Here is a 26,410-nt window from a genome sequence, read left to right on the forward strand (position 1 = left end):
AGGCACACATTTGTTCTATACCACCAGACAAAGCCGAATTGAATAGTAGCATTCCAGACTTCGTTCATTTGTGGAAATGCTTCAATAAATTTTTTACATGGAGCTAGTGCACATATCGACAGGTACCATCGTTATGCCATATAGCTGAAGGGGGAAGTCGAACACCCTTAAAATAGTAGACACTTTTTATCACTCCAAAATTTAAAATGATGAAAAAGGTAACAATTCTATTTTCCGCGATTGCTGCGATCGCTGGTTTGGCAGGTGCTTATACAGTCAAATCGAATGTAGACGATAAAGTCTATCTCTGTAACTTACAAAATAATGTCTGCGATATTGCATTAAATGCAACACTTCTACCTAATGGCGCACCGGTAGGGCAGCAACAGGTATCTACCATTATTACAGCTTGCAGTTCGACGCTGTGCACTGTAAAGAATGTCTATCACCCATTTTAATTAGTTGCTTTATTATTCCAAAGTTCACAATCATGAAAAAGATAACAGTTTTATTATCCGCGATTGCAGTGATTACTACTTTGGCCGGTGCCTATGCAGCTAAATCAAATGTAAACGATAAAATTTACGTCTGTCGTATAGATGTTTGCGATTTGGAGGAGCCTTTCACTCTCCAGCCTAATGGCTCCCCTATAAAACAAGAAAAGGCGTCTACCATCCAAGGGGTTCCTTGTGGGTCGCCCTGGTGCCCTTTACGGGATATCTATGCTCCATTTTAATCAACTGCTCCAATATCTCTGAGAAGCACAAATCTTAAAAGAAAGAGCTTCCAGGATACAAAGCTAAATTTAACGGCTTGAGCCCACTCCACCAGGTCCAAGCCGTTAACTTTCCCCCTCCACTCCCAACCTATCCATTTTTTAATATCTTTGCGCCCAATACCTACGAAATAAAAACATGTCAACCTGCAGATCCCTTACCCTGTCAGCCCTGATGCTGTGCTGTCAAAGTATTGTAGCCCAAACGAAGCCCATTTACAATTTCCAGGACCTTTCCCATGCCTATTACGAAAAGCAGAAAGACTCCCTGAAGAAAGCCTGGACCTGCCCTGCTGTCTACAAAGACAAGGAGACCCAGAAAAAATACCGCGATATCTGGAACGAACGCACCGAATTTGTGACGGAAGCCATTGACAACGACGGCTACCTGTACGAGGCGGAAATCCATTCTTATCTTGATGACATTGTCAAACAGATTGTCAAAGCTAATCCGAAGCTGTTTCCGCAGGCCCCGATGCTGCTAATAGACCGCGCTACGTCTGTCAACGCGTATGCTACCGGCGGCAACTTCCTGGCGGTGAATGTGGGGCTGCTGGCTTTCTCGCGCACCCGGGAGGAACTGGCGCTGGTGCTGGCGCATGAGATGGCGCATAATGCGCTTAGCCATCCGGAGGAGGGCATGAAGAAACGCGCGGAATGGTTTTCTTCTGACGAATACAAACAATCCCTGAACGCCGTGCTCGACTCCCGGTACGAACGCTTTACCCGCCTGAAGAAGGTATTTGAGGGCTATTCTTTCGACAGGAGCAAACACCAACGGTATCATGAGGGGGATGCTGATTCTATGGCCATTATCCTGCTGAAGAACAGCCATATCGGTATCGACCCTACGGTATTCCTGCGACTGGACAGCGCCGATATCCAATACCGGCAGCCGCTGAGGAAACCGCTGAAGGAATACTTCGCGGCGTATCAGTTACAAGTGGAAGACAGCTGGATGGTGAAGCGCACCAAAGGCCTCTCCGCCAAAGCTTACAGCTTCAATACCACCACCGCCGGCCTGGCCGACTCCCTGAAGACGCACCCCGACTGCCAGGAGCGGTACAACAAAACGAAGCACGAACAGACCAGTGGTCCGCTGACGCCCATCCCCGCCAGCCTCCGGGACAAAGCCATGAAGATGATGATCTGGAGCATCTACTGCAACGGCAACATGACGGCGGCGTTGTACCGCATCTGCCTGGAGAAAGACCGCGGCAATACCGACCCCTGGTACGATTTTATGTTCAGCAACGTGATGTCCGGGCTGTACTACGCGGACCAGAAACTGGGCCGCTTCAATGCCATCGCGGTAAAACCCAAGGAATATATCTCCAACAGCTACTACGAGCTGGAAATGATGTTCGAGCAAATGCCCCGTGAGAAACTGGAAGCGTTCCACAACGCCCTGCAGCAGGCGCCTTTCTGGAGCAGCATGACACCCGCGGAGCATGGATTCAAATCCCTGGTCCATACCCTCGTGTCCAATGCCGACGATAATGACAAACAAAAGGCGGCGGCCAAATCTTTTACGGCCAGCTACCCCAACAGCCTGTACTGCGAATTCGCCACACCGTTTTCAAAAAAATAAACTGTAACCCATCATTTATCCCAAACTACCGTCATGAAACATGTTATCATCGCATGTGGCCTGCTGCTGTCAGTCATCGGCAGCACCCATGCACAAACCCGCGTATTCCGGGAAGTAGGCAATGAAATCTCGTCTTCCATGCGCGCTATTACGCAAGACGGCGCCCTGGTCGGCTACCTCGTCTTCACAGAGCTGGAGCGGGCCGACAAAGACTCGTTCAACTACAAGCTCACCATCATGGATGAGAACCTCAACGACATCGGAAAGGTGAACTTCCGGGAGATGAAGCTCGACCTGCAGTCGGTGGCCTTTGAGCAGGATGTGCTCTGCCTGGCCTATCTGAAAAGTAACCTCCTCGGCTATACGTACAACCACCGGCGGGACAAAAAAGAGGCGATCAACAAAGGTTACCTCGCCGTATACACGCAGTTCATCGACCTTACCGGAAAAATGCTAAAAACCAATACCATCAAGGTAAACACCGACCTGAGGGGTAACTTCAACAATGCTTCGTCTTCCATCGGAGGAGGCGGCATGAAAGAATCCCTGCGGGTCAGCAACGTTAACGGGAAAGGTTTCGCCTGTTTCTTCGGTGATGACCGCGGCAAGTTCCTCTATGCCTACGACAAAAACGGCAACCAGATCTGGCATAAAAGAGTAGGCCTCGAAGAAGCCGATTACAACATGCTGGTATCCGGCCACGATGTTTACTTCCTGGTCCACCACAACGACCCTACTGCGGAAGGCGGCTACGCTATCCAGGGTTACGGCCTCGATGACAGCACCACCATCTCCCGTTACAACCTGAAAGATAAAAAAGGCAACCCGCTCCGGGTACTGGCTTTCACCAACAACCCGGCTACCGGCAAACCTTTCGTGTCCGGCACCATCATTAACCCACGCAGAGGGAAAGGGCCCGTTTTCCTCCGCTCTATTGCGAAAGGGCGTTATATGGGCGTGTTCACGCTGAACGTCGACGGACGTGGCCGTGACAGCCTTAAACCCGTTTATACCTACTGGAAAGATCAGAAGGAGCTCACCAACACAAAAGGCCGCTTTCACCACAACAAGTCTTTCCTGGCGGCAGGTCCGTCATTCAAGGATTTTTCCGGCAACACCTATTTCTCCGGCACCGCCGCCAAACGTACCATGAATACGGGACTGGTGATAGCCGAAGTAGCTACCCTGCCGCTGATCATACCGCCGCTGTATTTTCTGGGCTTCGGTGGTACCCGGAAGTTCACCTTCCGGGAAGCCATGGTACTCAAACAAACGCCGGAAGGCGCCCTGTCCCTCGACAACAGCATTAACGTAGCCAACAGCCGCGGCTATGCAGCGAAGATCACCATGGAGATGACAGACAACAAAGCCTACTACAGCGTCCACTCTCCCGAGAAGAAGGCGACGTATCTGATCATCACGGAGCAGAAAAACATTACCCTCTATCAGGTGGATGCGAAGAAGGTACTGCGCACCATCCCCCGCAAAAAGGGCAATATAGAAACCCTTATCTACCCGGCTAAAGAAGGGCACATCCTGGTAGCGGAATATGATAAAAAAGAGAAGTCAAGGCAGTTTTCGATAGAAGCGCTGTAACACAGCTGCACATAAAAAAAGGGATCCCGTGGGATCCCTTTTTTTATATCGCTTGATAACGTTTAATACGCATTCGTCACGGTCAACTCATAACTCGCTTTCGCCGATGGTATCCCTCCCAGCACTTCCAGTTTCTTGGTCAGCGTGGTGGTGGGCAGACTCACATGGAACTTACCGTCTTTGTCTCTGGTGACGGTGGCAGTAGCGGCGGTACCGCCGTAGGAGTACATGACAGCGCCGGTATTCACGGCAGTGCCCACGGTGCAGTTGATCACAATGATCCTGTTATTGGGGTCTGCGGCCAGCATCTCGTCCGAACCGAGGGTATATTGTCCTTCGCCGAGGTGACCGTGAAAGGTGATGGTGAGCGCGCTACCGGAGAAAGCTCCGTAGCTGCCACCGGTACCAACGGTGCTCACAGCGATGGCGGTGATCAGGCCGTCGGAAGGTCCCTGGGAGGATGACTGCGCCGAGGTGCCTTTTACATAAGTGTAGTCGCCCAGTTTCCAGGTGGCATCAGCTTCAGGGGAAGCTTTGTCGTCACTTTTTTTACCACAGGAAAACAAGACAGCTGAAAACAACACCAGCAGGAGAGGTAAGATTTTTTTCATGATATGATTTTCGGGTTAAAATTTACTATCGCGCTTAAAGGAAAAAAGCCCCGCTGTTTTGCAACAACAGAGCTTAAAGCTTGCGGAGAGTCAGGGATTCGAACCCCGGGACCTGTTACAGTCAACAGTTTTCAAGACTGCCGCAATCGACCGCTCTGCCAACTCTCCGTGAGACCGCAAATGTATAAAAGGGAATGATGTAAAAAAAATTTTCTGCCCGCTTTTTTAAAAAATTTATTTCGGGAATCAACCGCCCCTGCTGCCGAACAGCAAGCAAAACACCGTCAAATCAGCCATAGCAATCACTTTCAGCGCCGATACATTTTTAGCATTATATAGCACTCTGAGTGACAAGTGATTAGCCCCGCTGGCGGGCATGTTCATTTTCCGTAATTTTAGAGATGGACAATATATTCTTTGAAGGACCCGTCATGTGGTCTCAGATAGACGCCAATATGCACCTGCGGCACTCTGCCTATGCTGACTTTGCCGCACAGGCCCGACTGGCCATGCTCGAGAAAGTAGGAATGGACGCCCGCCATTTTTTGGAGCTGCACATCGGCCCCATTCTCTTCCGGGAAGAAACCATCTACCTCCGGGAGGCCAACGCCAACGATACGCTCCGTGTCACCTGCGAATTGACCAAATGCCGCCCCGACGGCTCCCGCTGGTCTGTGCGCCATGAGATATACCGGAAAGACGGCATCAAATCGGCCGTGGTAAACGTAGACGGCGCCTGGATAGATACCAAACTGCGGAAACTCACCGCGCTGTCGGATGAACTGATGGAAAAATTCCGGAGCCTCCCCCGCAGCGAGGACTTCACCGAAACGACGTCATAAGTTATCCAGAATAAAAGCTACCCTGTCGGCAACGCTGCCAAAAGGCACGGTCACCAGCTTATACCCATGAGCGGTATAAGCCGTCTGCATGGCCTCGTAAGTGGCCACAGCCGTGGCATAGTCCTGCTTCCGTTCTGTATCGCCCTGGTAAATCTCCTTCCAGGGCGGAAATATAAACACCCGCGGATGGTACCGCAGGGTAGTGGCTGACGTTTGCAATACCGCAGGTACCGGCAGGTTTTCCAATGCCGAATAGCCGATCAGATCGGGAATACCCCGGTCAAAGAACACCGGCCGCCCGTCAATGGGCTGCTGCTCAAAATCCCGCAGGGCCGCTGCCAGCATCCTGTCGCGGAACAGTTCCTTATTGGCCCAGGGCAATGCTGCTCCCCCGCTGGCTACCTGCTCCTGAATAATTTGTCTTCCGGATTCGGGTATCACCGCAAATCCTTTTGCTGCAAGGGCCGTAATCACCGATGTTTTGCCCGCACCCGGACCACCGGTAAATACATACCCGTTGTGTCTGATCATAACAATAAATAAATGGAAAATAAAAAAGAAGGCTAAATGATGATGTGGCTATTCATCTTCAGAAAAAGAGGCATAATGATACCTGATCAACAATGTAGCCCAGGGCTTCTGCCCCGGGAACCTGGGATAAAGGTAACAAACAATGGACGAAAGTCAAATCATCCATTAGATGATGTCTTTGGGGTACAATAATGGGAAAGGTGGGGGGAACAAATAACGGTGAGTTAAAAACAACAGATCACAAGTCCTTTTCTGCACTACAGTCAGCGGTAAATATCCATCTTACCAACGTGTTACCGGCTTTGCACTGGAAAACACCTGACGATCTGATTCCAACGCTTTGATGAAAGGCAGATCATTTTGTAGATACGCTCTGGAAGACTGTTCCAGGTAATTGTCCATCTGGAAAAATTTAGCAGCCCTGGTAGCGCCCAGTATTCTGTTCATGCGCCGGAAATAACGCATTTGCAGACGGCCAAATTCAAGATCATTGTTAATGAGTTGTTTGGTCAGACTGTTCATCTTCATTTCATCCAGACAGGAAAACTCTTGATTATACATCCGTAGTAAAGCGATTCGTTCCGCCAGCCAGGGGCGTTTTTCATCTTCATACTCCAGAAAGGCATCGGTGAAAGCCTTCTGTTCTACAGGAGAGATCTGTAGAAATTCATCGTATAAGGCTCCTTTATCCTTGCCAAAAATTTTCGTTACCAGATCCGGCTCATTGTACAAATTGGCGTCGGCAGATATGGTCGTGGCTTGGGAGAAAACTTCCAGTCCCGCTGATAGCAGGACCATCAACAAACAAAGTGTTTTTTTCATGTTACCTGGGTTTTTAAAGTGTTATCGGCAATCACTGCCCGCTCGCCGCGAAACTTTCATTTCTCAGGTCCTTTGTTGTAACAAAATGCACATCATCTTGACAAATATCCCTGTCCTCGCCTTACGAGGCTGGCTTACTCCTTTCGCTGCGACAGCAGTAGTATCTTTTTGCTAAAGGTTTTCTTGAAGATGTTCCGACTGGCCTGTCAGCACACCTGCCCTTGAGGATGGCAATCAGTTATGAAGTAGTGAGGCTATGGTTATGAAGTAACAAATAAAATATCTCAGGGTTACGAAGGTAAGTAGAATAACAATACAAAAACAAATTTATTTTTCAGGAAAAATAAAAAGGCGATAAGCCCGGTAATGCTGGACTTATCGCCTCTCTCCTACGGAGAAATATCTAGTTGAGTGAATGGCCATGGGCCTTTAAAAACTGGCTATGAGCCTCCTTTGTCCAAAGTTGGTAGTCATCCAAACTAATTCCCAGTTTCTCATCTCTTACTACCTCTTTATAGTCCCGGCAATCCCAATATCCTTTCGCCAATTCCTGCACGCTCATCAATGTATCCGGCGCTGTTGATTCATATTGTTCTGAATAACTTTTGTAATTACCGATTGCCAGTTCCTGGATTTCATTCTTCACTGCTTGTACGGTTTGTTTAGCCATGGTTAAAATTTTTAGTTCGATGGCTAAAAAACAAAAATGACGCCTTTCCGGGCCAACCGCGACAGTTTTAAGAATTCCTTATCATAATATTTTGTTAAGGCCCCTAACGCAACAGTCCGCTAAAAAAGCACTGTTTTCAGGTATACCTTGCCCCAATTCCCCCAGTCTTTCAAGGCTTTCGACATATTATCCGTCAACTCTGTACCGGTCACTTTCTTGCCTTTCGCAGGCGGCTTCAGGCTTTCAGGCTTCACCTCGTCTACCAGCACTTTGGTGGCAAACCAGGTGATATGCTCATGTGGCAAGGCCAGTCCCAATATCATCCCGGGAAGCCCTGAAAAAGACTCCGGGCCTCCAGGGGTCACAATAGCATCGGTATAAAAAGCGACTACATAAATGGAATCCATAATCACGGCATTCGCCCTCCTGCAATCGAAGCCCGCTATCTTACGCGTTTCATCGGTGATCTTCCATCGCACGGCACGCGTGGAATCATCCTGTAGAAAAAGCCGGTCAAACACTTGCTTCTGCGCAACATAATGTTGCCCCGCAAGATCTGTATACACTACGTTCTTTTCGGCCGGCCATTCACGCATTTGATTGTTCTCCGCCAGCTGCCGCCCGGGCTTATAGTACGTAACATTTCCGCTAAATACCAGATCAAAATAGGAAGTCTTGAATTTGGGTTGCATCTTTTTCTCCAGCTCTTTCCAGCTTTGTCCATCCCCATCACCCCACATTTCATCCAGCAGCGCATGTATGTTCTGCTTCTTCTCAAACTCAATACGTCCCTTATCCAGGAAAACGGTATGCTGTGCCTGCACACCATGGCACAGCAACAATAAAACACTATACAAAAAAATCTTTCTCATGAGATTAGTTTTTAGCCAGACCACCACCTACTTTGTTGAAATTCCAAATCACGCTGAGCATGCCATAACGACCAATAGTGGAATACGTGTTCTGAGTAATGAAGTTACTGTTGACAGACCGGCTGAAACCAATGTTCTGGTTCAGGATGTCCTTCGCGGCCGCTCTCACTTCCAGCGCGTCCTTCTTGCCAAACTTCTTCACGATGGCAGCATTCCACTGTATCACGTTGTTATTACCGGTAAACACGTTTGTCTTCTGCCTGAAATTGCAGATCACATCTGATTCTATCTGGAATTTCCAGGGGAGAAACCACCTTTCTGACGCTGTCACATTATATGTCCAGTAGTTTGTGCTGGTAAACTGCTGCACAGAAGAAGTGCTGGTGTTATAGGTGGCGTCTACTGACAAATAATGTTCGTATTTCTTTTCTTTGGAACTCATCAGATCGAAGCCCGTTGTACCATTGAAGGTTTTGGTCGTATTCAGCTGGTCGTTGATGTAATTGGCATTACGATAGTAACCGCCTCGCAGGGTGTATCCCAAAGAAACATTGAGCGGTTTGATTTTCCAGCCCATATTAAGATTCAAATTCGCATTCTCATTACCATTGATATTGATGAACTGCGTGGTACGCTTTCCTTTTTCATCGATGAAAGAAGATTCACCAAAATCATTGCTGACAGAAGAATAATTTACACTGACCCATAGCGAGCGTTCAGAAAGCACCTGAAAGTTAAAATAGCTGGCGCTGAAATTATTTCTGAAAGAAGGTTTCAGGTTCGGATTACCGATCCTGACATCCTGGTCGTCGTCGTTGGAGCGCAATGGTTGCAGCTGATTCATGCTCGGCTGGCCGGTATTACCGTTGTAGTTAATCCTGAACCGTCGCTGTTGACTGAAATTATAGATAAAAGAGGCGGCCGGGAACCAGTTCACAAAATTACGATCGAGATTGGTTTTCCGGTAAATATCATCCTGCCGGAAGGTAGTAAGACCAACATTATTGATGGCCTGGATCCTCACTTTTTTGCCGGTATACATATATCCCAACCCTGCTTTGTGGGTGAGCATATTAAACAGATAACTATTGCTGTAAGTGCTGTCCATCATGTCATATTTACCAGCATCTCCGGCATTAAAAGAGTTGCGGTACGATTTGCTGTTGGCCATGGACAAGCCGTAATTAACGACGAGAGATGACAACGATGATATCGGTTCTGTATAGGTGGCCATACCCGACACATTAACGCTTTCTGTCCTGAATACTTTACGCTGATCGGTGAGGTAGGAAGAATCCACACCGCCACCCTTTTTAAAGTACTCCGTAAAAGAGTGCAGCACGCCGTCACCATCGTTGAGCGTATAATTCTCCGCGATATTCACGGAAATCGTGCGTCCTTTTTTCTTCAGCTTCTTGCGCCATAACAGGTTGCTGTTTAGCTGACGGTTATCATCTGTCACTGAAAGCTGACGATTGTTCCGGTTTACCAGCAGGCTGTCGCCGTCCAGGAATTCCGAGTAGAAGTTACTGTTCGTCTTTTTATGGTCCAGGCCACCGTTCATATCCAGTCGTATGGAAGACGAAGAATCCAATTGTATTTCATAACGGCCATCGATGCGGTTGCGCAGCACGTTGTTATTAAAGTTCTCCCGCTGGTTACGGTAACTGTTGGTATTGTTTGGCAGGATGTTCTTCGTGGTGGTGGTACTGTTACCATCCATATACAGTTTCATGAACTTATAGTTGCCACCTACATTCTGTTTATCCTGATTCCATTTATTATTAAAATGAAGACCACCGGTTTGTACCAATGGATAACCTTTTCCGCTATACCGGCCATCCCATCCTGAAAACTCATCGTCTCCCCCGCCGCCGATGAGTATAAAATCGGATGATTCGGGGATGACGTTATCAGCGATGCTTTGCCCATATTTGTCTGCCTCCTGCCAGTCAAGGCCGGTTTTGCCCGTATTGGAAATGATGCCATAGGCAGCCACCTTCATTTTCTTTTTGAACAGGTTCAGCATGACCTGGTTATCATGATACCCATTGGTACCGGCGCCCAGTTCTACTTTCCCGAAATAGCCGTTTTTCTTATCTTCTTTGAGTTTGAGATTGAGTGTTTTGCTGGTCTGACCATCATCAACACCGGTGAAAGCGGCCTGCTCGCTCTTTTTGTCGTAGAGCTGCACTTTGTCCACCATGTCCGCCCGCAGGTTTTTGGTCACCAGGGTAGGATCATCGCCAAAAAACTCTTCCCCATCTACCAGTACTTTTTTGATTTTCTCTCCCTGCGCAGTGATCTGTCCTTTATTATCCACCTGGATACCCGGTAGTTTTTTCAGCAGGTCTTCCACGGTCGCATTGGGCTGCGTTTGATAACTACCGGCATTAAACTCAGTAGTGTCTCCCTTCACCTTGATGGCAGCTACTTTTTGCTGTATCACCACTTCCTGCAGGAGCCGGGAGCGCAGGGTCATCATAATGTTATCAAGACGGAGCACACTGGTGTCGGATAACGTGACCGGCTCAACGTAATCCGCAAAAGCCGGGTAGGTGATCATCAACAGGTACTTGCCTGCCTGGATGTTGTCAAAGGCAAACCCGCCGGTTTCACCCGCCCGGACATACTTGTACAGGACTGAATCTTTGGCGTGCAAAAGGGCTACGACAGTGTTGGGAAGTTTAACATGGTTTAACGTATCAGAAACATGACCACTGATTTTCGCGTGCTGGGCCTGGCTGATACTGTAAACGGTCAAACAAAAAATGAATGACAATAGTTTTTTCATTTGTGGGCGACTACAGGTTGTTTGGTAAGATGCTTAGGGCAACAAATTCCATAATAAATTTTAAATATAATATCCGGGAGATGATAAACATCTGTTAAATATAAGTCTATTTATCATGTAGAGAAACAATAATGATATTTCTGCTATGGAATGATACTCTCCGATGACGATTTTCCATGCGATGATATCGCAGCGGCCCCAGGACTGAAGTCCCGGGCTACATGTAGCGCTAACATTTGCCATTGACAAGGACAGATGTGTAAGGATAGTTATGCAAGGATAGTTGTATAAGCACGATCACATTTGCACAGGCTCCATTACACAAAGAAACACGTAGCATACCCCACGAAAACAAAATGTAGCCCAGGGCTTCAGCCCTGGGAAATTTTTGTATATTCAGCAGCATGGAATCATCAAAATTAAGAAGCAGCCAATGGTTTGCCCGTGATGGCAAAGACGGCTTTATATATCGTGCCTGGCTTAAAAAGCAGGGCATCCCGGCGCATGAGCTGGAGGGCAAGCCGGTGATCGGCATCTGTAACACCTGGTCGGAGCTTACGCCCTGCAATTCTCATTTCCGGGAGCTGGCTGAATCCGTGAAACGCGGCGTCATCGAAGCGGGTGGTTATCCGCTGGAATTTCCGGTGATGTCGTTGGGAGAAACGCTGATCAAGCCAACGGCGATGCTGTACCGCAACCTGGTCAGCATGGATGTGGAAGAATCGATACGCGCCAATCCGTTGGACGGCGTAGTATTGCTCTGTGGCTGCGACAAAACCACGCCGGCACTGGTGATGGGCGCCAGCAGCGTAGACCTGCCTACTATTGTGGTGTCTGGCGGCGCTATGCTAACGGGCAGGCATATGGGAAGAAGTATTGGCACCAGCGACATATGGCGGTTCAGTGAAGAGCTGCGTTCCGGCAAAATGACCAGCGAAGAGATGGCCATGGCCGAAGCCGGTATGTGCCGCAGCGATGGCCACTGCGCTGTGATGGGTACCGCGTCCACTATGGCCTGTATGGTGGAAGCGCTGGGCCTCTCGCTGCCACAGAATGCCGCCATCCCGGCTCCTGACGCGGCACGGAAAGTGCTGGCACATCTGTCGGGCATGGAGATCGTAAAGATGGTGCGGGAAGACCGCCGCCTGTCACATATCCTCACGCGGGAGGCTTTCGAGAATGCGATTATGGTCAACGCTGCCATCGGCGGGTCTACCAATTTTGTGGTGCATCTGCTGGCCATCGCCGGCCGTATAGGCGTGGACGTAACATTGGCAGACATCGACACATGGTCGGCCGGTATACCGCTGCTGGCCAATCTGCAGCCGTCAGGCATGTACTTCATGGAGGACCTGTATTACGCCGGTGGCTTGCCGGCGGTGATGAACGCCCTGCTCTCCCGCCTGCATAAAGACTGCCTCACCGCCAATGGCAGCACTATCGGCGACAACTACCGCCACGCTACAGGCTACAACCCGGAAGTCATCACCACCCTGGAAGCCCCCTTCAATAATATCTCCGGCATCGTGGTATTGAAAGGCAATATCTGCGAGGAAGGCGCCGTGATCAAACCATCGGCGGCCACACCGCGACTGATGCGCCACACCGGCCCTGCCATCGTCTTTGAAGACATCGACGACTACAAGCGCCGCATCGATGACCCGGCACTGGAGGTAGACGAAAACAGTGTGCTGGTACTGAAAAACGTCGGCCCCAAAGGGTACCCTGGCATGCCGGAAGTAGGCAATATGGGCTTGCCGGCCAAACTGCTGGCCCAAGGCGTCACCGATATGGTCAGGATCTCTGACGGCCGCATGAGCGGTACCGGCTTCGGGACAGTGGTGCTGCATGTGTCTCCTGAGGCCGCGGCCGGCGGTACGCTGGCTATCCTCCGCGATGGCGACATCATCACGCTCGATGTGGCCAATCGTAGCCTGCATGCGGAATTATCACCGGAAGAGATTGCCCGGCGCAAAGCAGCATGGCAACCGGCCTATCCGGTAGCCAACAGAGGCTACGTACAATTATACCAGCAACATGTGGAACAGGCGCACCTGGGCGCCGACCTGGATTTCCTAAAAGGCAGCTCCGGCAGTCAGGTGACCCGCGACTCCCACTAAAAACATATTCCCGTTATGAATACAGCATCCAAAGTGGCTATCGTTACCGGCGCCGGCCAGGGCATTGGTTTTGAGATCTGCCGGCAACTGGCGGCCAACGGCGTCGCCGTTATCCTCAATGATATGGACGCCCCGCTGGCAGCGGCGGCAGCCAACACCATCGCCTCCGAAAACGGCCGGTGCATTGCCTTCCCCGGCGACGCCAGCGATATCGCTTTTATTAAGAAAATGGTACATGCCGCCGTGGTACAATACGGCAGCCTCGATATCGTGATCGCCAACGCAGGCATCACCCTGTTCGGCGACTTCTTCACCTACACGCCGGAGGCGTTCCAACGCGTGATGCAGGTCAACCTGGCCGGCACCTTCTTTCTGGCGCAGGCAGCGGCCAACCAGATGAAAAAACAACAACGCGGTGGCGCTATCCTCTTCACCTCGTCCGTTACCGGTCATCAGGCACACAAAGACCTTGCGGCCTACGGTATGAGTAAGGCCGCCCTGGAAATGCTCGCTAAAAATCTGGTGATTGAATTATCTCCTTATAAGATCACTGTCAACACAATTGCGCCGGGCGCCACCCTCACGGAAAGGACCATGTCTGAACCCGGCTACGCCGACACCTGGTCGAAGCTCACGCCCATGGGACGCGCTGCCTCCACAGCAGATATTGCACAGGCAGCATTGTTTCTGGTATCAGAACAAGCGCGGCATATCACCGGCCAAAGCCTCGTGATCGATGGCGGCTGGACCAGCACCAGCCCACAACCCTGAGTCAATTAGGAATGACGAATGGAGGAGCCGTTTTTAGACAGGTTATTTAGTAACCGTACTATAAAAAAGCCCTCCATTCGTCATTCGTCATTCCTAATTCGTCATTGGCTTAGTAGCCTACCGATATCAGGTCCATCAGCTCTTCTGCGGAGAGGCGGCCCGACTGATCACTACCTTCCAGCAGGCGGTCGGCCAGGTCACGTTTGCTGTTATGCAGCTCGATAATTTTCTCTTCGATGGTATGTTGCGCTACCAGCCGGTAGATCGTTACCGGCCTCGTTTGTCCGATACGGTGTGCCCTGTCGGAGGCCTGCTCTTCGATGGCCGGGTTCCACCACGGGTCCAGATGCACCACATAGTCTGCCCCGGTCAGGTTCAGCCCTACGCCGCCGGCTTTGAGGCTGATGAGGAACAGCTGTCCCCTGCCTGCCTGGAAATCCCGCACCAGCTGCTCCCGCTGTGGTATCGGCGTAGACCCGTCGAGGTACAGACAGTCAATGCCCCGTTGCACCAACGCCTCTTTTACCAGCTCCAGATGACGCACGAACTGGCTGAACACCAGCGCACGGTGATTGTTGGAAATCAGCTCCTGCGCTATCTCCAGAAAGACGTTGAGCTTGGAAGAAGTGATACTGCTTTCTCCATCCACCAGTTGCGGATGGCAGGCCGACATGCGCAGCCGGCTGATCTCCGCCAGCGCCTTCATCTGGCGCCGGCCCAGGTTCTCTTCCGGCACGGCCAGATTCTCCACGGCTTTACGGCGTATCGCTTCATAAAACGACATCTCCTCATAAGACAGCTCTACCAGCCGCGTGATCTCTGTTTTAGGCGGCAGCTCCTCCAGCACGGCTGTTTTGGTGCGGCGTAGCAGGAAAGGCTGAAGCAACCGTTTCAGGTGTTGCTTCACCGTACTCTCCGGATTGCGCACACTGGGGAATACAAATTGTTCGTTGAAATGATCGAGCGTTCCCAGCAGACCGGGATTGAGGAAATTAAAGAGGTTCCATATTTCGCCCATGTGATTTTGTATAGGCGTGCCTGTTAGCATCAGACGGAAATCTGCCTGTAATGCCATAGCTGCCTTAGACGTTTTAGTCTGATAGTTTTTGATGGTATGGGCTTCATCCAGTATGGCGGTACTCCATTGTACGCCGGCAAACAGCTGCGCTTCCTGCTGCAAAATGCCATAAGTGGCTACTACCACATCGAAAGCGCCCACACCTTTCAGCTGCGCTGCGCGCTTGCCAGGCTGCAGCTGGATAATATGGAGCGAGGGTGCAAAACGGCTGATTTCATTGACCCAGTTGGGCAGTACAGAAGCAGGACTGATAACCAGCGCCGGCCCTTCCGCGGCACGGTACAGCAATAACGCGATCGCCTGTACGGTTTTACCAAGGCCCATATCATCTGCCAGACAAGCGCCTGCGCCCCATGCGGCGAGGTGTGCCATCCAGCGGAAACCCTCCTCCTGGTATGGACGTAAGCTGGTCTGTAACGTTACCGGCACCTCAGGATGCAGCTCCATGGCCATATCACGTTTACGGATAAACGCCCGCCAGGCTTCATCTACTTCTGCCTGGCCGGCTTCATACAACCAATCGTCCAGCATGGAAGCGGCATATCGCGGAATACCCAGCCCCTGCGGCCCTTCTATGGCGATGCTCGCCAGTTCGTTGAGCCGTTTACGTAGGTCGGCGGTCAGCGACAGGAACTCGCCGTTGTCCAGCGCAAGGAAACGTTTTTTGATAATGCGTTTGGTGTCCAGCAATTCCCGGAATGTCAATACCAGATTTTCATCCACGCGTATTTCCGCATTACAGAGGAACCAGTGTCCTTTTTCTTTCAGGGATAAAGCCACATGAGAGAAATTCACCTGGTCTTTTACCTGGTAACGTTCCCCTTCCGGCCATTCGGCACGTACCAGTTCAGGATAAGCGCGTATCAGATCGAGCAGCTCGAGGCAGTCGGCCGGATCTTCAAACACCAGTGTATCGGCCACCAGCTCCTGCGGTACGATCTGCTGTATCAGTTCCAGCAACCGTGTTTCATTGGCCTTCTCCAGCTCCAACTGACGATTGGCCTGCCAGCGTTCTCCGTTGCTGATACCGATGATATGAGCAGCGCCGGCGCCGGGCTTGCAATAAGGCGGGTCCAGCGTGAAAGGCTTCACAAACAATCCCGCTTTGATACCAGCGCCGAAAGGCAGCAACTGTATTACTATGCGGGCATCCCCTTCGCGTTTGCGGATATTGATGGCGCCATCGCCCAGCTCAGAATGCACGGTTAGGTGAGCACCGATGCTTTTCAGTACCTGCATTAGTTTCTCGCGCCCTTCTGCGGGCACTACCGGCACCTGCGACAGCGTTTGCAATACTTTACGCTGCTGCGGGGTAAGGCGGATCACTTTCAACCGGGTGGGCGTCTCTTTTACAAACACCAACTCACTCGAATAGTCTTCGATATTGGCAGTAAACGTATACCCCTTACCGTTATAATTCACCATCAGCTCCGGCATGCCTTTTACAATCTCCACCGGTACCGTTGGATTTTCATCCAGGAAAAGGAAGGGATGCCCTGCCAGTTCTTCCCAGATGCGATTGTCGAAGGAGAAAGCTTCGCCGTCGTGATTGTAGTAATGATCTTTTTGTATGGTAGTGCTGATACGCTGGTCCTGATCGGTCATGGCTTCCGCTTTGCCATCCTTCAATTTTTTCAGCGGCACGTTCCTGCCGCTGCTCCAGGTGCCGTCGCCGTTCGCTGTTTGCACTACCGGTTGCAGCTTGTAGTGGTTAAAATCTATCAGATAGATCAAACGGTGTACCGGCGCAGGTTTGGCCTTACCGGCGGCATCATCGGGCGTGAGTAGCGTATTGAGCAGCCGTTCCCAGTCGGCCGTGATCTTTATCTGCGACAGTACCGGCTCATACCGAATCACCGCACCGGCGGCAGTAAAGGCGGGCGCATAGCCGGCATAACCGGCATCGCGGAAAAGATATAAATATTCGTAGGTGAGTAACCGGTAGTTGTATTCCATGCCGCGGCGCAGCAATACGTCTGCCTGCACACGGAAAGTGATCAGCAGCTTACTGCGCGGATGCAGGAGTTGCAGCGCTATCACAGACAGGTAGCTCAGCAACGGCTGTTCGTTTCTCTCTAATAATAACAGCAACAGGCTCTCCGCTTTTTCTTTTCTGCCGGCATGCAGGTACAACAGGCAGATAGCAGGCGTTATCGCGGGAAAAATTTTTCGCTCGTAGGTGGTCAGCAGCTTCTGTATCACAGGATTCGTTTTCTCTCCCGGCAGCAGCGTCAGCGTGAGCACATAATAGAAGGCGAACAGCGGAGAAACAGGCAGCGTGTTCTTTTTGTCGTGTTGCCGTTGCCGTTTGATGCCTTTATCGAAAGCTGCGAGGGCCGCCGCAGGCTGTCCCTGGTACAGCGTTACCAACGCTTTGCCAAACCATTCATCAGCGGTGGTGTCACCGAAAGCAGTATGCAGATCGCCCTGTAATAACTGTAGCTCCGGAAAAAGCTGACCACTGCGTTGCTGCAAGGCCAGCAAATCTTCCATGGGTGGCAGTTGCAGCAGATGAAATTTCACCGCAAAAGCGAAGATGTTGTCCATCGCTGTTTCGGAGAACAGCTTCAACAACCCTTCATAGGCCGGAAAAAATAACAGGTAAGACAACCACGGCTGGTATTCGGACAGCTCCAGTTCCATGCGGCGGATGGGCGGTGACAGCAGGTAGCGGTCACCGGTAAACCATGCTACCAGCAACTGTTGCAGGTCCTGCAGCCGGGCGTTGACGGAATAAAACGCATGTATCGCGCGACCGGTGCGGTCTACCACCGGCTGATATTCCGGTCGTATAATATTGCCGGGTAACAACTGAAAACCCAGTGCGGGCGGCAGATTGTAATGCCCGTTGACATTCATCTGCAACAGCTCCTGCTCCCGCAGGTCGAGCAGCATGTCTTCCAGCTCCGGCCGTGAAAAGGGCGTGAGCAGTTGCACAGCGTCAAACAAGGTATGCTTGTCTAACGGGTAAAGATATATGGAGAGCACGTCCATCACCAGCCGCACGGGGTCCGACTGGGAATGGTACCGTTGCAGATACCAGGCGTCATTGATCATACTGCCAAAAATAGCGCATTTCAGGACATGACGGAGACGCCTTTGGCTTTGAGTTGTGCTGCTGTGGAGGCTGGCAGCTGCCGGTCTGTAATGAGGTGATCAAAGATGGTGAATGGCGCGTATTTCAGGTAGCTGTCTTTTCCTATTTTGCCGGAGTCGCACAGCAGGTACACCGTGTCTGCCTGTGCCGCCATGGCTTTGCTGATGGACGCTTCTTTCTCGCTGAAAGCTGTCAGCCCGTTTTTCAGCGACAGCCCATCTGTGCCGATGAACGCCTTAGCGCCGCGATAGCTGTCGATATGCTGCAATGCCCGCTGACCGTGCATGGCCTTTCTTTCCTTGTCTATCTCGCCGCCGATGAGGTTCACCGTTATCTGGTCGCAGTCCATGAAAGCCGCCACTATCGGCAGCGAATTGGTGATCACCCGCAGCGGCCCTGTTTTGCGCAGGTGCTGGCACATGGCAAATACGGTGCTGCCACAATCGAGGAAAATGGTATCTCCCGGTTTCACCTGCGCCGCCGCCAGTTTACCGATATGCTGCTTACGCTCCTGCCCTACGGTGGCTTTGTCTGTAAAAGCGGTGAACGGATGCAATGCCGGCGCTTTCATGGCGCCGCCGTGCGTGCGTACCAGCAGCCCTTCTTCCGCCAGCTGTTGCAGGTCACGCCGGATGGTGATCGCTGAAATGCCCAATGTGTCCGCGATCTCCTGCACCTCCCTGTTATCATGCTGGTCCAGCAGTTTTAATATTTTTTGTTTTCGCTCCGGAAATCCCATTTTTTATCTACTTTTGATCAAAACAATCAAATTCGATCAAATATAATCATTTTTATGACAGCCAAAGTAAAAATCATTGACACAACAGTCCTGTCTGACAACTGGTATACGTTGAAAAAGGTAACCTACGATTATCTGAAAAGGAATGGTAACTGGGAGGTACAGTCCCGCGAAGCGTACGACCGTGGCAACGGCGCGGTGATCCTGTTGTACAACAAAGCGCAGCAAACGGTCATCCTCACGCGGCAGTTCCGGATGCCTACCTATATCAACGGCAATACCGACGGCATGTTGATAGAAGCCTGCGCCGGCCTGCTCGATAAAAATAATCCGGAAGACTGCATTCGCAAGGAAGCGGAAGAAGAAACCGGCTATCGTATCACCGATGTGAAGAAAATATTCGAGGCCTATATGTCGCCCGGTTCCGTAACGGAGATCCTGTATTTCTTTGTGGCAGCATACAACAAATCCATGAAAATAGCAGATGGCGGCGGTCTGGAAGAAGAACAGGAAGAAATAGAAGTGCTGGAGATTCCCTTCAAAGAAGCCATACAGATGATTGCCGACGGCCGCATCCGCGATGGCAAAACGATTATGCTGCTACAATATGCACAATTACATCAGTTGCTCTGACTTTTCTTATCTTTAGGATGCCGGCATCAAACGGCCCGTTCCATGCAATACCAGACCATCCGGCCATCGGCCAGGTTTCGCGACATAGTGAGATTTTATTGGGTACTGGAGAGCGATCAGCCCTACACACATCATTCCATGGCGGATATGTGCCCGGAATTGCTGTTTCATTATAACGGCCTGTTCGACGAGTTGTTGCCCGATGGCACGCGGAATGCTTCGTTCTCCGCCGGCATCCACGGACAATGTCAAACCACCCGCAAATTCCACGTCAATCAGGGTTTTGGCATGTTCGGCGTTTATCTTTACCCCCAGGCTATTCCGTTGCTTTTTAACATGCCGACCAGCGAACTGACCAACCAGATGCCAGATCTGGGTACTTTGCTGAATAAAGTCGGCCAACAGCTGGAAGAAAAAATCGCGCTGGCCATCCATCATCAACAAAGGATACAGATACTGGAAGATTTTCTGGAACAACGATTGTCAAGGCAGGACAACGTACAGCCGCCTGTGTTCCGTGCCATCCAGGCCATCATCGAAAATCAGGGCATGGTGCCGGTAAAACAGCTGGCGCAGGACCATTACCTGTCCACCCGCCAGTTTGAAAGACAGTTCCGGCAATATGCAGGCTTCAGCCCGAAAATATTCTCCCGCATCGCCCGTTTTCATGCGGCCATCCACCGATACGGCCCCGATGCTCCCTCGCTCACACAGATAGCGCTGGATTGTGGTTACTACGACCAGTCACATTTCATTCATGATTTCAGGGAGTTCTCCGGAGAACATCCCAAAACCTTCTTCTCCGGCCGTTCGGGCGCCACTGCCTGGATGGATTAAAAATGTCGCGTTTTTCCAATTTTGACAACACTGCCGAAAGTAGTTTCGCAGTATTGTTTCACTGTTAATAACTACTATTATGAAGATTCCAGCAGGGCATCAGGCCGTTATGTCTTATCTCATGCTCGACAACGCCAGCGACTTCCTGACCTTTGCACAAGAAGTGTTTCAGGCCAAACTCAGTCATGTCAGTTTACATGACAATAAACTGGTACGCCATGCAGAACTGGTGATCGGCGACAGCACCATTATGGCCTGCAGTTCGCGCGACCAGTGGAAGGCACAGCCGGGCCAGCTATTCATCTATGTGGAAGATGCCGATGCCAGCTTCCAGACAGCACTTGACCACGGCGCCCTCACGGTGATGGAATTAAGCGACCAGCCCTATGGCAGGACCTGCGGCGTAAAAGATCCCTGCGGCAATACCTGGTGGATCACTTCCGTGAAATAACGGTCTAGCCTAAACGCTTTCCGAGGGCTGTCACCTTTTGGATCCCTTTTTCTTTACCACCGGGCTTCATGAATTTAATAGGGGCTATGTACGTAGTCCCTGTTATTTTAATCCCGCAGAAACGCAGAATCATGCTGCGGAAGGCCCGCACGCCGGTAGCCCTGTAATACAGCGTGTGAAACCAGATGGGCGAGTCCATGGTACAGATGAGGCGGGACGTTTTGCCTTTGAGTTTCTTTTCCACCATCATGCTGTTGGGCTTATAGCTGAAAGCAAATCCCGGCAGGAAAAGGCGGTCAAAGAATCCTTTCATGAGCGCCGGCAGGGAGCCCCACCACAAAGGAAAGATCCATACAATATGTTCAGCAGCCAGGATTTTCTCCCAGGCATCCAGTAAGTCCGGCTCCAGTTCCATACGTTTGCGGTAGCCGTAGCGCAGGTTGGGGTCAAACTGCAGCGAGCCAAGATGAATTTCCGTCACGTCGGCGCCGGCTTGCAGCGCGCCGGAGGTATAGGCTTGTTGTAATTGCGTGTTGTAGCTTTCACGGTCAGGGTGACCATTGATGATCAATATCTTTTTCATGCCTGCAAAGCTACTGGTAGCGCTGTAGCCGGCGCTGAACAAATGTTAATTTCTCCGCAGGCGGCTAAGATGCTGTGGCGTAATGCCGAGATAGGACGCCAGGTATTGCAACGGTACCTGTTGTATCATATGCGGATGTTTGAGGACCATTTCCTCATAACGTTCTTTGGCCGTGTATTGCTGGAAAGAACGGATACGTTGTTCCATCAATACAAACTCCTGTTCTCCGAAAGTGCGGCCGGTATTGGCCCAGCGGATATTCCGTTCGTACAGGCCATAAAGGTCGTCGCGGTCCAGCACCTGTAGCTCACAATCGGTAATAGCCTGTATATGTTCAAAGGCAGGCTGACCGGTGATAAGGCTGGAATAAGCTGTCACCAGTTGTCCTTCAAACATAATACAATCGGTTATCTCCTCTCCGTTGTCTTTCACATAAAAAGAACGCAGGATGCCTTTGCTGAGAAAAGCCAGTTGCCGGCATACATTTCCTTCGCGGATAAAGTAATCCTGTTTTTCCAGCCGGATGGTTTTCATGATCAGTTGTAATTCGTCGAGATCGGCTGCTGTTAAATTTGAATGACGGAAAATATTCATCATATGCAAAGCTCCGTCTTTTTTAGGTGATAAAGTTAGTTACTTCTCCAGCGCTGCTTTACGCAGCTGTTGCAGGCATTTGTATTTCTGGTTATCGGCCGTATGCTTGTTTTTCCAGCCCATTTTTTGCGCCAGCAGCGCCATGGGTTGCTGATAAAAAAAGAGCGCTTTTAAAATTCGTTTACAGTTGTCCGTTATACGTGCCAGCCATCCCTGCAGCTGCGCCGTGGCGGGTGGTTCCGGGAACAGGTCGGGCATGCCGGCGTCTTCCGGCAGGTCCGTTCCCGGCAGCAGCAGGTGGTTATCGCGCAGGCGTTTGCACCAGCTGTTGCGCGCAATAGCGTATAGGTATGTTTTGAGCGAGGCGGTCAGTACAAAATCAGGGGCCTGTATCTTCTGTATCAGTACCAGCATAACTTCCTGAAAAACATCCTCCGCATCAGCAGCGTGACCACTGTTTTGCTGCACATAGGCCGCTACCATGGGAAAGTACCGTTGGTAAATGACAGCCGTTGCCTGGCGGTCGCCTGTTTTCAGTTGTAGGATGAGGTCCTGATCGGTAAGCGTTGTCATAAAAATGATTTAATCAACCTGTTGATACCATCAACGGGAGATGATCACCCGTTGTTTTCAATTTTTTTTTTGATGACGGCTTTCGTGCGCCAGCAGCCATTCTTTACGCCAGATACCACCGCCGTAGCCAGTCAGGTTACCATTGCCCGCCACAATACGGTGACAGGGCACCAGGATAGAGATGCGGTTCATACCGTTGGCATGCCCTACGGCGCGCACCGCGTCGGGGCGTTGCAGCAGCGTTGCCTGCTGTTTATAGCTCCGTACATCCCCGTATGGCACGGCGAGCAGCAGTTGCCATACCGCCTGCTGAAAATCCGTTCCCGGCATATGCAGTGGTACGGAAAAAGTATGCAGCGCTCCCGCGAAGTAGGCGTCCAGCTCTTGTTGCAGCCGGGCAAAATGCGGATGGTACCCTTCCTCTACGCTGGCTTTCAGCAGTTTACGGAGAGAGGCCCATTGTGCCTCCAGGATGTTGCGTTCGGTGAATTCAAGCAGGCAAATGCCTTCTTCCGTAGCACCGGCGATCATGATGCCCAGCGGTGTTTCCAGTTGTGTTTTGTATATGATGTTGTTAATTTTCTTCATGATGGTCATATCGGGAAAGTTACCGATAATTTGAAATATCAGGCAGTTCACCGATATCGGGAAATACAAAAAAGCCCCCACTGATAAACAGCAGAGGGCTTTAGGTCACGCACAAGGATGTTCTATTCCGCTTTTATCGCGTAGGCTTTACCGTAGGTCAGCTTCCGCCATATCCACTCCACCGGGCCAAAACGGAAATGGTTCATCCACCAGGAACTGACGGCGAGTTGGCCCCCCAGCACCAGCAGCCAAATAAGCAGGTACACAGGTGGACTGGCATAAGCATACAGTCCGCCGCCAAAACTGTAATAGATCCAGATACAGGTAACAGATTGCAGGAGATAGTTGGTGGCCGCCATCCGCCCGGCGGCCTGGAAAGGCCGTAACCACTGCTGCCATCGGGCACGTTGCAGCAGGCGGGTAAGGGTGGCGATATAAAATATTCCGATAAGCGGACTTCCGATGTAAGTGTCTATGATCATGAGGTTGCCGCCGATGGGCGTTGTAGGACCGGCTTTGCCAAACAGCGCCACACAAATGACCAGCGGCCAGCCGATGATGGCGCTCCAGGCTTGTACTTTCCGGATAAACAGGTCATGCGCGTCCGGCTGACGGAAGATGCCTCTTTTGCCGGCATAGGCGCCCAGCAGGAACATGGCCAGCATCATCGGCGTTTCGATCAGGTAGCCCATGCGGGCCATCATCAGGTCGGTCCCGTTCTGCTCCCATATCTGCCGGAGCGTGCCGGAACGGTATACTTCGATTGCCCGGTTACCCGCCTCACTATATGCAATACCATCTTTATAAAAATCCGGTCCGATGAGGGTGCCGGCTGTCATATATAATATCACCGGCACTATCAGTAAACCCACAGCCCATTTCACCAAGGCCGGCGGGGACATCTTCCTGAAAAAAAGCAACAACACGCCCAGCACACTGTAAAAGCAGAGCACATCGCCAAACCAGATCAGGTGTGCGTGTATCCAGCCAATGCCCAGCAGCACCAACAGGCGGCGCAGGAACAGCCGTACCGGCGGCAGCCCCTTTCTCTCCGCACTTTGCAGGAAAAGTATAAACCCGAGGCCAAACAGAAAAGAGAACATAGACACGAACTTGCCTTCCGCGAAAAAGCTGATCAGCTGCTCCACCATTTTGTTGGAGGCACCGGGCCAATAGGCAGACGGGGTCATGTAAAGGGCCGGGAAAGCGAAAAGGCCCATGTTCACCAGCAGGATACCTGCCAATGCCACGCCCCTGATAGCGTCCAGTGCATCGATACGGCGACTGGCAGGTGATGGAAGCGTGGGTACGAACGACTGCATAAAATAGGTTTGTTTTTTTATTTGCTGCAGCAAAATTGGGGAACAGGCGGCAGTCGCCATTTGATATATGTCAAATAATTATCCCTTCGCCCGGATGCGGCTCAGGGTTTCGAGGGTAATGCCCAGATAAGAAGCGATATGGCTTAGCTGTACATTTCGCACTATCTCGGGGTAGCGCTCCAACAGCTGTTCATAGCGCTCTTTTGCCGTGGCGAATTGCAGGCTGGCCAGCCGTTCTTCCAGCCAGATAGCGTAGGCTTCCATGCTCAGCGTCCATACTTTTTCCAATACCGGGAACTGCTGGCGTAACTGGTTCAGTTTCTCCACAGACACCACTTCCACCAGGCTGTCTTCCAGCACTTCGAATGACTCCGGGCTGGGCGTGAGGCGGGTAGCGCTTTCCAGTGACATCACCACATCGTTGGTAAAACAAAAAGACGTGGTGATTTCCCGGCCGTCTTTCAGGTAAAACCCTCTGACAGCTCCGGAAAGCAGGGTATAACAGTAACGGCAGATCTGTCCCTGCTCCAGCAGCAGGTCTCCTTTTTTAAACATCTTTTCCTGTGCCGTCTCGTAATAGGCGTTGCGCAGGGCCTCATCCTGAAAAGCGGTCGTCAACAGTTCTTCTATAGTGGCTTCCTGGTATTTCATGGCAGCAAGGTACGGAATGATTCAAAGATCCGCTCTGACAGCCGTATGATCAGGCTGATACAGAAAATTTCCGTTTTTCATCTTCGCTTCATCTTGCCCTGCTACTTTTGATTCTAGATAATCATTCAAATACCTGAAAAACCGTTTATTATGAGATCTACAGTATTGTTCCTTGCAGCATTCACTTTTTCCGGAGCAGTTTTTGCACAGCAGGCCACCGTTAAGGCCAGCGGGAGTATGACGACACGGGTACAACCCGGTAACGTGCAAACAACGGCCAGCGGCAACAGCCATGCGGCCGTATCCGGGCCGGCAGGCAACAGCACTGGTGTGGGCACCAGTCAAACCGCCACCGGAGCAGCTTCCAGCCAACAGGCCTCTCCTGCTAATCATGGTGTAACGACGGCCGCCGGGGCCGTGATCGATCCTACTGCACAAGTGGAAAGTGGGGCCATACAGACCTCTACCGGCTTAAAAACTACCGTGCAACAAGGTGTGCATGCAGGCACCGAAGTAATCGGCACCCAGGTACAGGCAACCGGCCAACAGGCCGTACAGGTGGGTACCCATGTAGCCGAAACGCAGGCCGGCGTGCAAACGGCGGCACAACAAACGCTGAAAGCAACTGCGGTCGATGCCCAATCGGGCATACAAGCTGCCGGGCAGCAAACAGTGAAGACCGGCACCGGGGTGATCAACGTTCAATCAGGCATGCAAGCTACCGGACAACAAGCGCTGAAAGCCGGCACTGGTGGCATCAATGCCCAATCCGGTATACAGGCGACTACGCGGCAGGCAGTAAAAGTGGCTGCTCCGATGCGGGTGAATACGAAGATAACCGGAGGCACACGCCTGGGCATATTGTAATTTCAAAAGAAAAAGCAGAATTTTGCCGGCAACGCTACGGCGAAATTCTGCCCTCATCCTGTTCGTATGGTAAGACTGTTCATATTGGCATCCCTGCTCATGTCTGCAATGACGTGGCTGCAGCCTCAAAAAGGCTATGGATATGGACATGTTAGTACCACTGACCATACGGACCTGTCAACAGACAGTATTCCGCCGGCCCGTACGCCGGCAGATAAACCTGTTGAAAAACCAGTAGACCCGTCGGTCCTTCCGGAAGTGAAACTGCCGGAAATAAAAGAAGTGCCTAAATCCAGGCGCGTCATCAAACCGATGGCTATTCCTTCTCCATTGCCTGTCCAACCAATCAGGATCATTAAACCAAAAATCATTATCCGAAAGCTGATCTGACGGGTTAAAATA

Annotated in this window: 25 protein-coding genes and 1 tRNA gene; 11 read left to right on the top strand and 15 right to left on the bottom strand. The window is 51.1% G+C overall.

The genetic code is table 11. The annotated features are described in order from the left end of the window. The first annotated feature begins 209 nt into the window (after positions 1 to 209). From ICL55_RS31990 to ICL55_RS32000, 3 genes are all read left to right on the top strand, one after another. Positions 210 to 458 (top strand): hypothetical protein, encoded by a 249-nt coding sequence (locus ICL55_RS31990; protein ID WP_188105506.1) that lies wholly within the window; start codon positions 210 to 212, stop codon positions 456 to 458. Between the two features lie 456 nt (positions 459 to 914). Beyond that, entirely contained in the window at positions 915 to 2,366 is a 1,452-nt protein-coding gene (locus ICL55_RS31995; protein ID WP_188105508.1) for a M48 family metalloprotease, read from the top strand. 33 nt (positions 2,367 to 2,399) lie between these two features. Beyond that, a complete protein-coding gene (locus ICL55_RS32000) occupies positions 2,400 to 3,962 on the top strand; it encodes a DUF6770 family protein (RefSeq protein WP_188105510.1) in 1,563 nt (520 codons plus the stop codon). Between the two features lie 62 nt (positions 3,963 to 4,024). Here ICL55_RS32000 and ICL55_RS32005 read toward each other — a convergent pair whose 3' ends face one another. Then, complete coding sequence (locus ICL55_RS32005) at positions 4,025 to 4,573, bottom strand: hypothetical protein (RefSeq protein WP_188105513.1); 549 nt, start codon at positions 4,571 to 4,573, stop codon at positions 4,025 to 4,027. 83 nt (positions 4,574 to 4,656) lie between these two features. Further along, positions 4,657 to 4,741, bottom strand: a tRNA-Ser gene (locus tag ICL55_RS32010). 233 nt (positions 4,742 to 4,974) lie between these two features. Between ICL55_RS32010 and ICL55_RS32015 the strand changes: the two genes are divergently transcribed. Then, on the top strand, positions 4,975 to 5,415 hold the full coding sequence (locus ICL55_RS32015) for an acyl-CoA thioesterase (RefSeq protein WP_223151667.1): 441 nt from the start codon (positions 4,975 to 4,977) through the stop codon (positions 5,413 to 5,415). Here the strand turns inward: ICL55_RS32015 and ICL55_RS32020 are convergent. The 5 genes from ICL55_RS32020 to ICL55_RS32040 form a co-directional block, all read right to left on the bottom strand. Continuing rightward, positions 5,410 to 5,946, bottom strand: coding sequence for an AAA family ATPase (locus tag ICL55_RS32020; protein ID WP_188105515.1), 537 nt, complete (start codon positions 5,944 to 5,946; stop codon positions 5,410 to 5,412). The genes ICL55_RS32015 and ICL55_RS32020 overlap by 6 nt on opposite strands. Before the next feature lie 282 nt (positions 5,947 to 6,228). Continuing rightward, positions 6,229 to 6,768: a hypothetical protein gene (locus ICL55_RS32025; RefSeq protein ID WP_169227871.1), complete on the bottom strand. Its 540-nt coding sequence runs from the start codon at positions 6,766 to 6,768 to the stop codon at positions 6,229 to 6,231. A gap of 403 nt (positions 6,769 to 7,171) precedes the next feature. Then, positions 7,172 to 7,438 carry a hypothetical protein gene (locus ICL55_RS32030; RefSeq protein ID WP_188105518.1) on the bottom strand — a complete coding sequence of 89 codons (267 nt, stop codon included), beginning with the start codon at positions 7,436 to 7,438 and terminating at the stop codon, positions 7,172 to 7,174. A gap of 119 nt (positions 7,439 to 7,557) precedes the next feature. Further along, complete coding sequence (locus tag ICL55_RS32035) at positions 7,558 to 8,310, bottom strand: GLPGLI family protein (protein WP_188105520.1); 753 nt, start codon at positions 8,308 to 8,310, stop codon at positions 7,558 to 7,560. A gap of 4 nt (positions 8,311 to 8,314) precedes the next feature. Beyond that, the gene (locus tag ICL55_RS32040) at positions 8,315 to 11,104 is read right to left on the bottom strand and encodes a TonB-dependent receptor (protein WP_223151668.1); all 2,790 of its coding nucleotides are present in this window, start codon (positions 11,102 to 11,104) and stop codon (positions 8,315 to 8,317) included. A gap of 404 nt (positions 11,105 to 11,508) precedes the next feature. On the opposite strand from ICL55_RS32040, the gene ICL55_RS32045 reads away from it, so the two are divergent. Beyond that, positions 11,509 to 13,224: an IlvD/Edd family dehydratase gene (locus tag ICL55_RS32045; RefSeq protein ID WP_188105524.1), complete on the top strand. Its 1,716-nt coding sequence runs from the start codon at positions 11,509 to 11,511 to the stop codon at positions 13,222 to 13,224. A 15-nt stretch (positions 13,225 to 13,239) separates the two neighbouring features. After that, positions 13,240 to 13,995, top strand: coding sequence for an SDR family NAD(P)-dependent oxidoreductase (locus tag ICL55_RS32050; RefSeq protein WP_188105526.1), 756 nt, complete (start codon positions 13,240 to 13,242; stop codon positions 13,993 to 13,995). 109 nt (positions 13,996 to 14,104) lie between these two features. Here ICL55_RS32050 and ICL55_RS32055 read toward each other — a convergent pair whose 3' ends face one another. After that, the gene (locus ICL55_RS32055) at positions 14,105 to 18,130 is read right to left on the bottom strand and encodes a DEAD/DEAH box helicase (protein WP_188105527.1); all 4,026 of its coding nucleotides are present in this window, start codon (positions 18,128 to 18,130) and stop codon (positions 14,105 to 14,107) included. A 20-nt stretch (positions 18,131 to 18,150) separates the two neighbouring features. Then, positions 18,151 to 18,909, bottom strand: a complete 759-nt coding sequence (locus tag ICL55_RS32060) for a DeoR/GlpR family DNA-binding transcription regulator (RefSeq protein ID WP_188105529.1) — start codon at positions 18,907 to 18,909, stop codon at positions 18,151 to 18,153. 54 nt (positions 18,910 to 18,963) lie between these two features. Here ICL55_RS32060 and nudK point away from each other — a divergent pair, with 54 nt between their 5' ends. The 3 genes from nudK (at position 18,964) to ICL55_RS32075 (ending at position 20,830) form a co-directional block, all read left to right on the top strand. Then, positions 18,964 to 19,542: a GDP-mannose pyrophosphatase NudK gene (nudK, locus tag ICL55_RS32065; RefSeq protein WP_188105531.1), complete on the top strand. Its 579-nt coding sequence runs from the start codon at positions 18,964 to 18,966 to the stop codon at positions 19,540 to 19,542. 42 nt (positions 19,543 to 19,584) lie between these two features. Continuing rightward, the gene (locus tag ICL55_RS32070) at positions 19,585 to 20,379 is read left to right on the top strand and encodes an AraC family transcriptional regulator (RefSeq protein WP_188105533.1); all 795 of its coding nucleotides are present in this window, start codon (positions 19,585 to 19,587) and stop codon (positions 20,377 to 20,379) included. A 79-nt stretch (positions 20,380 to 20,458) separates the two neighbouring features. Next, positions 20,459 to 20,830 carry a VOC family protein gene (locus ICL55_RS32075; protein WP_188105535.1) on the top strand — a complete coding sequence of 124 codons (372 nt, stop codon included), beginning with the start codon at positions 20,459 to 20,461 and terminating at the stop codon, positions 20,828 to 20,830. 4 nt (positions 20,831 to 20,834) lie between these two features. Here ICL55_RS32075 and ICL55_RS32080 read toward each other — a convergent pair whose 3' ends face one another. The 6 genes from ICL55_RS32080 to ICL55_RS32105 all read right to left on the bottom strand — a co-directional run bounded on the left by ICL55_RS32080 (position 20,835) and on the right by ICL55_RS32105 (position 25,141). After that, positions 20,835 to 21,413 (bottom strand): NAD(P)H-dependent oxidoreductase, encoded by a 579-nt coding sequence (locus ICL55_RS32080; protein ID WP_188105537.1) that lies wholly within the window; start codon positions 21,411 to 21,413, stop codon positions 20,835 to 20,837. Positions 21,414 to 21,458: 45 nt separating this feature from the next. Continuing rightward, a complete protein-coding gene (locus ICL55_RS32085; RefSeq protein WP_188105539.1) occupies positions 21,459 to 22,010 on the bottom strand; it encodes a Crp/Fnr family transcriptional regulator in 552 nt (183 codons plus the stop codon). Positions 22,011 to 22,046: 36 nt separating this feature from the next. Next, positions 22,047 to 22,580 carry an RNA polymerase sigma factor gene (locus ICL55_RS32090; RefSeq protein ID WP_188105541.1) on the bottom strand — a complete coding sequence of 178 codons (534 nt, stop codon included), beginning with the start codon at positions 22,578 to 22,580 and terminating at the stop codon, positions 22,047 to 22,049. Positions 22,581 to 22,637: 57 nt separating this feature from the next. Next, positions 22,638 to 23,168 (bottom strand): methylated-DNA--[protein]-cysteine S-methyltransferase, encoded by a 531-nt coding sequence (locus ICL55_RS32095; RefSeq protein WP_223151669.1) that lies wholly within the window; start codon positions 23,166 to 23,168, stop codon positions 22,638 to 22,640. Between the two features lie 122 nt (positions 23,169 to 23,290). Next, entirely contained in the window at positions 23,291 to 24,490 is a 1,200-nt protein-coding gene (locus ICL55_RS32100) for a DUF418 domain-containing protein (RefSeq protein ID WP_188105545.1), read from the bottom strand. A 78-nt stretch (positions 24,491 to 24,568) separates the two neighbouring features. Then, complete coding sequence (locus ICL55_RS32105) at positions 24,569 to 25,141, bottom strand: Crp/Fnr family transcriptional regulator (RefSeq protein ID WP_188105546.1); 573 nt, start codon at positions 25,139 to 25,141, stop codon at positions 24,569 to 24,571. A gap of 150 nt (positions 25,142 to 25,291) precedes the next feature. On the opposite strand from ICL55_RS32105, the gene ICL55_RS32110 reads away from it, so the two are divergent. After that, positions 25,292 to 26,008 carry a hypothetical protein gene (locus tag ICL55_RS32110; RefSeq protein ID WP_188105548.1) on the top strand — a complete coding sequence of 239 codons (717 nt, stop codon included), beginning with the start codon at positions 25,292 to 25,294 and terminating at the stop codon, positions 26,006 to 26,008. A 66-nt stretch (positions 26,009 to 26,074) separates the two neighbouring features. Next, the gene (locus ICL55_RS32115; protein WP_188105550.1) at positions 26,075 to 26,398 is read left to right on the top strand and encodes a hypothetical protein; all 324 of its coding nucleotides are present in this window, start codon (positions 26,075 to 26,077) and stop codon (positions 26,396 to 26,398) included. Positions 26,399 to 26,410 lie beyond the last annotated feature (12 nt).

It is taken from the genome of Chitinophaga varians (assembly GCF_014529945.1).
In the GTDB taxonomy this organism is placed as follows: Bacteria; Bacteroidota; Bacteroidia; order Chitinophagales; family Chitinophagaceae; genus Chitinophaga; species Chitinophaga varians.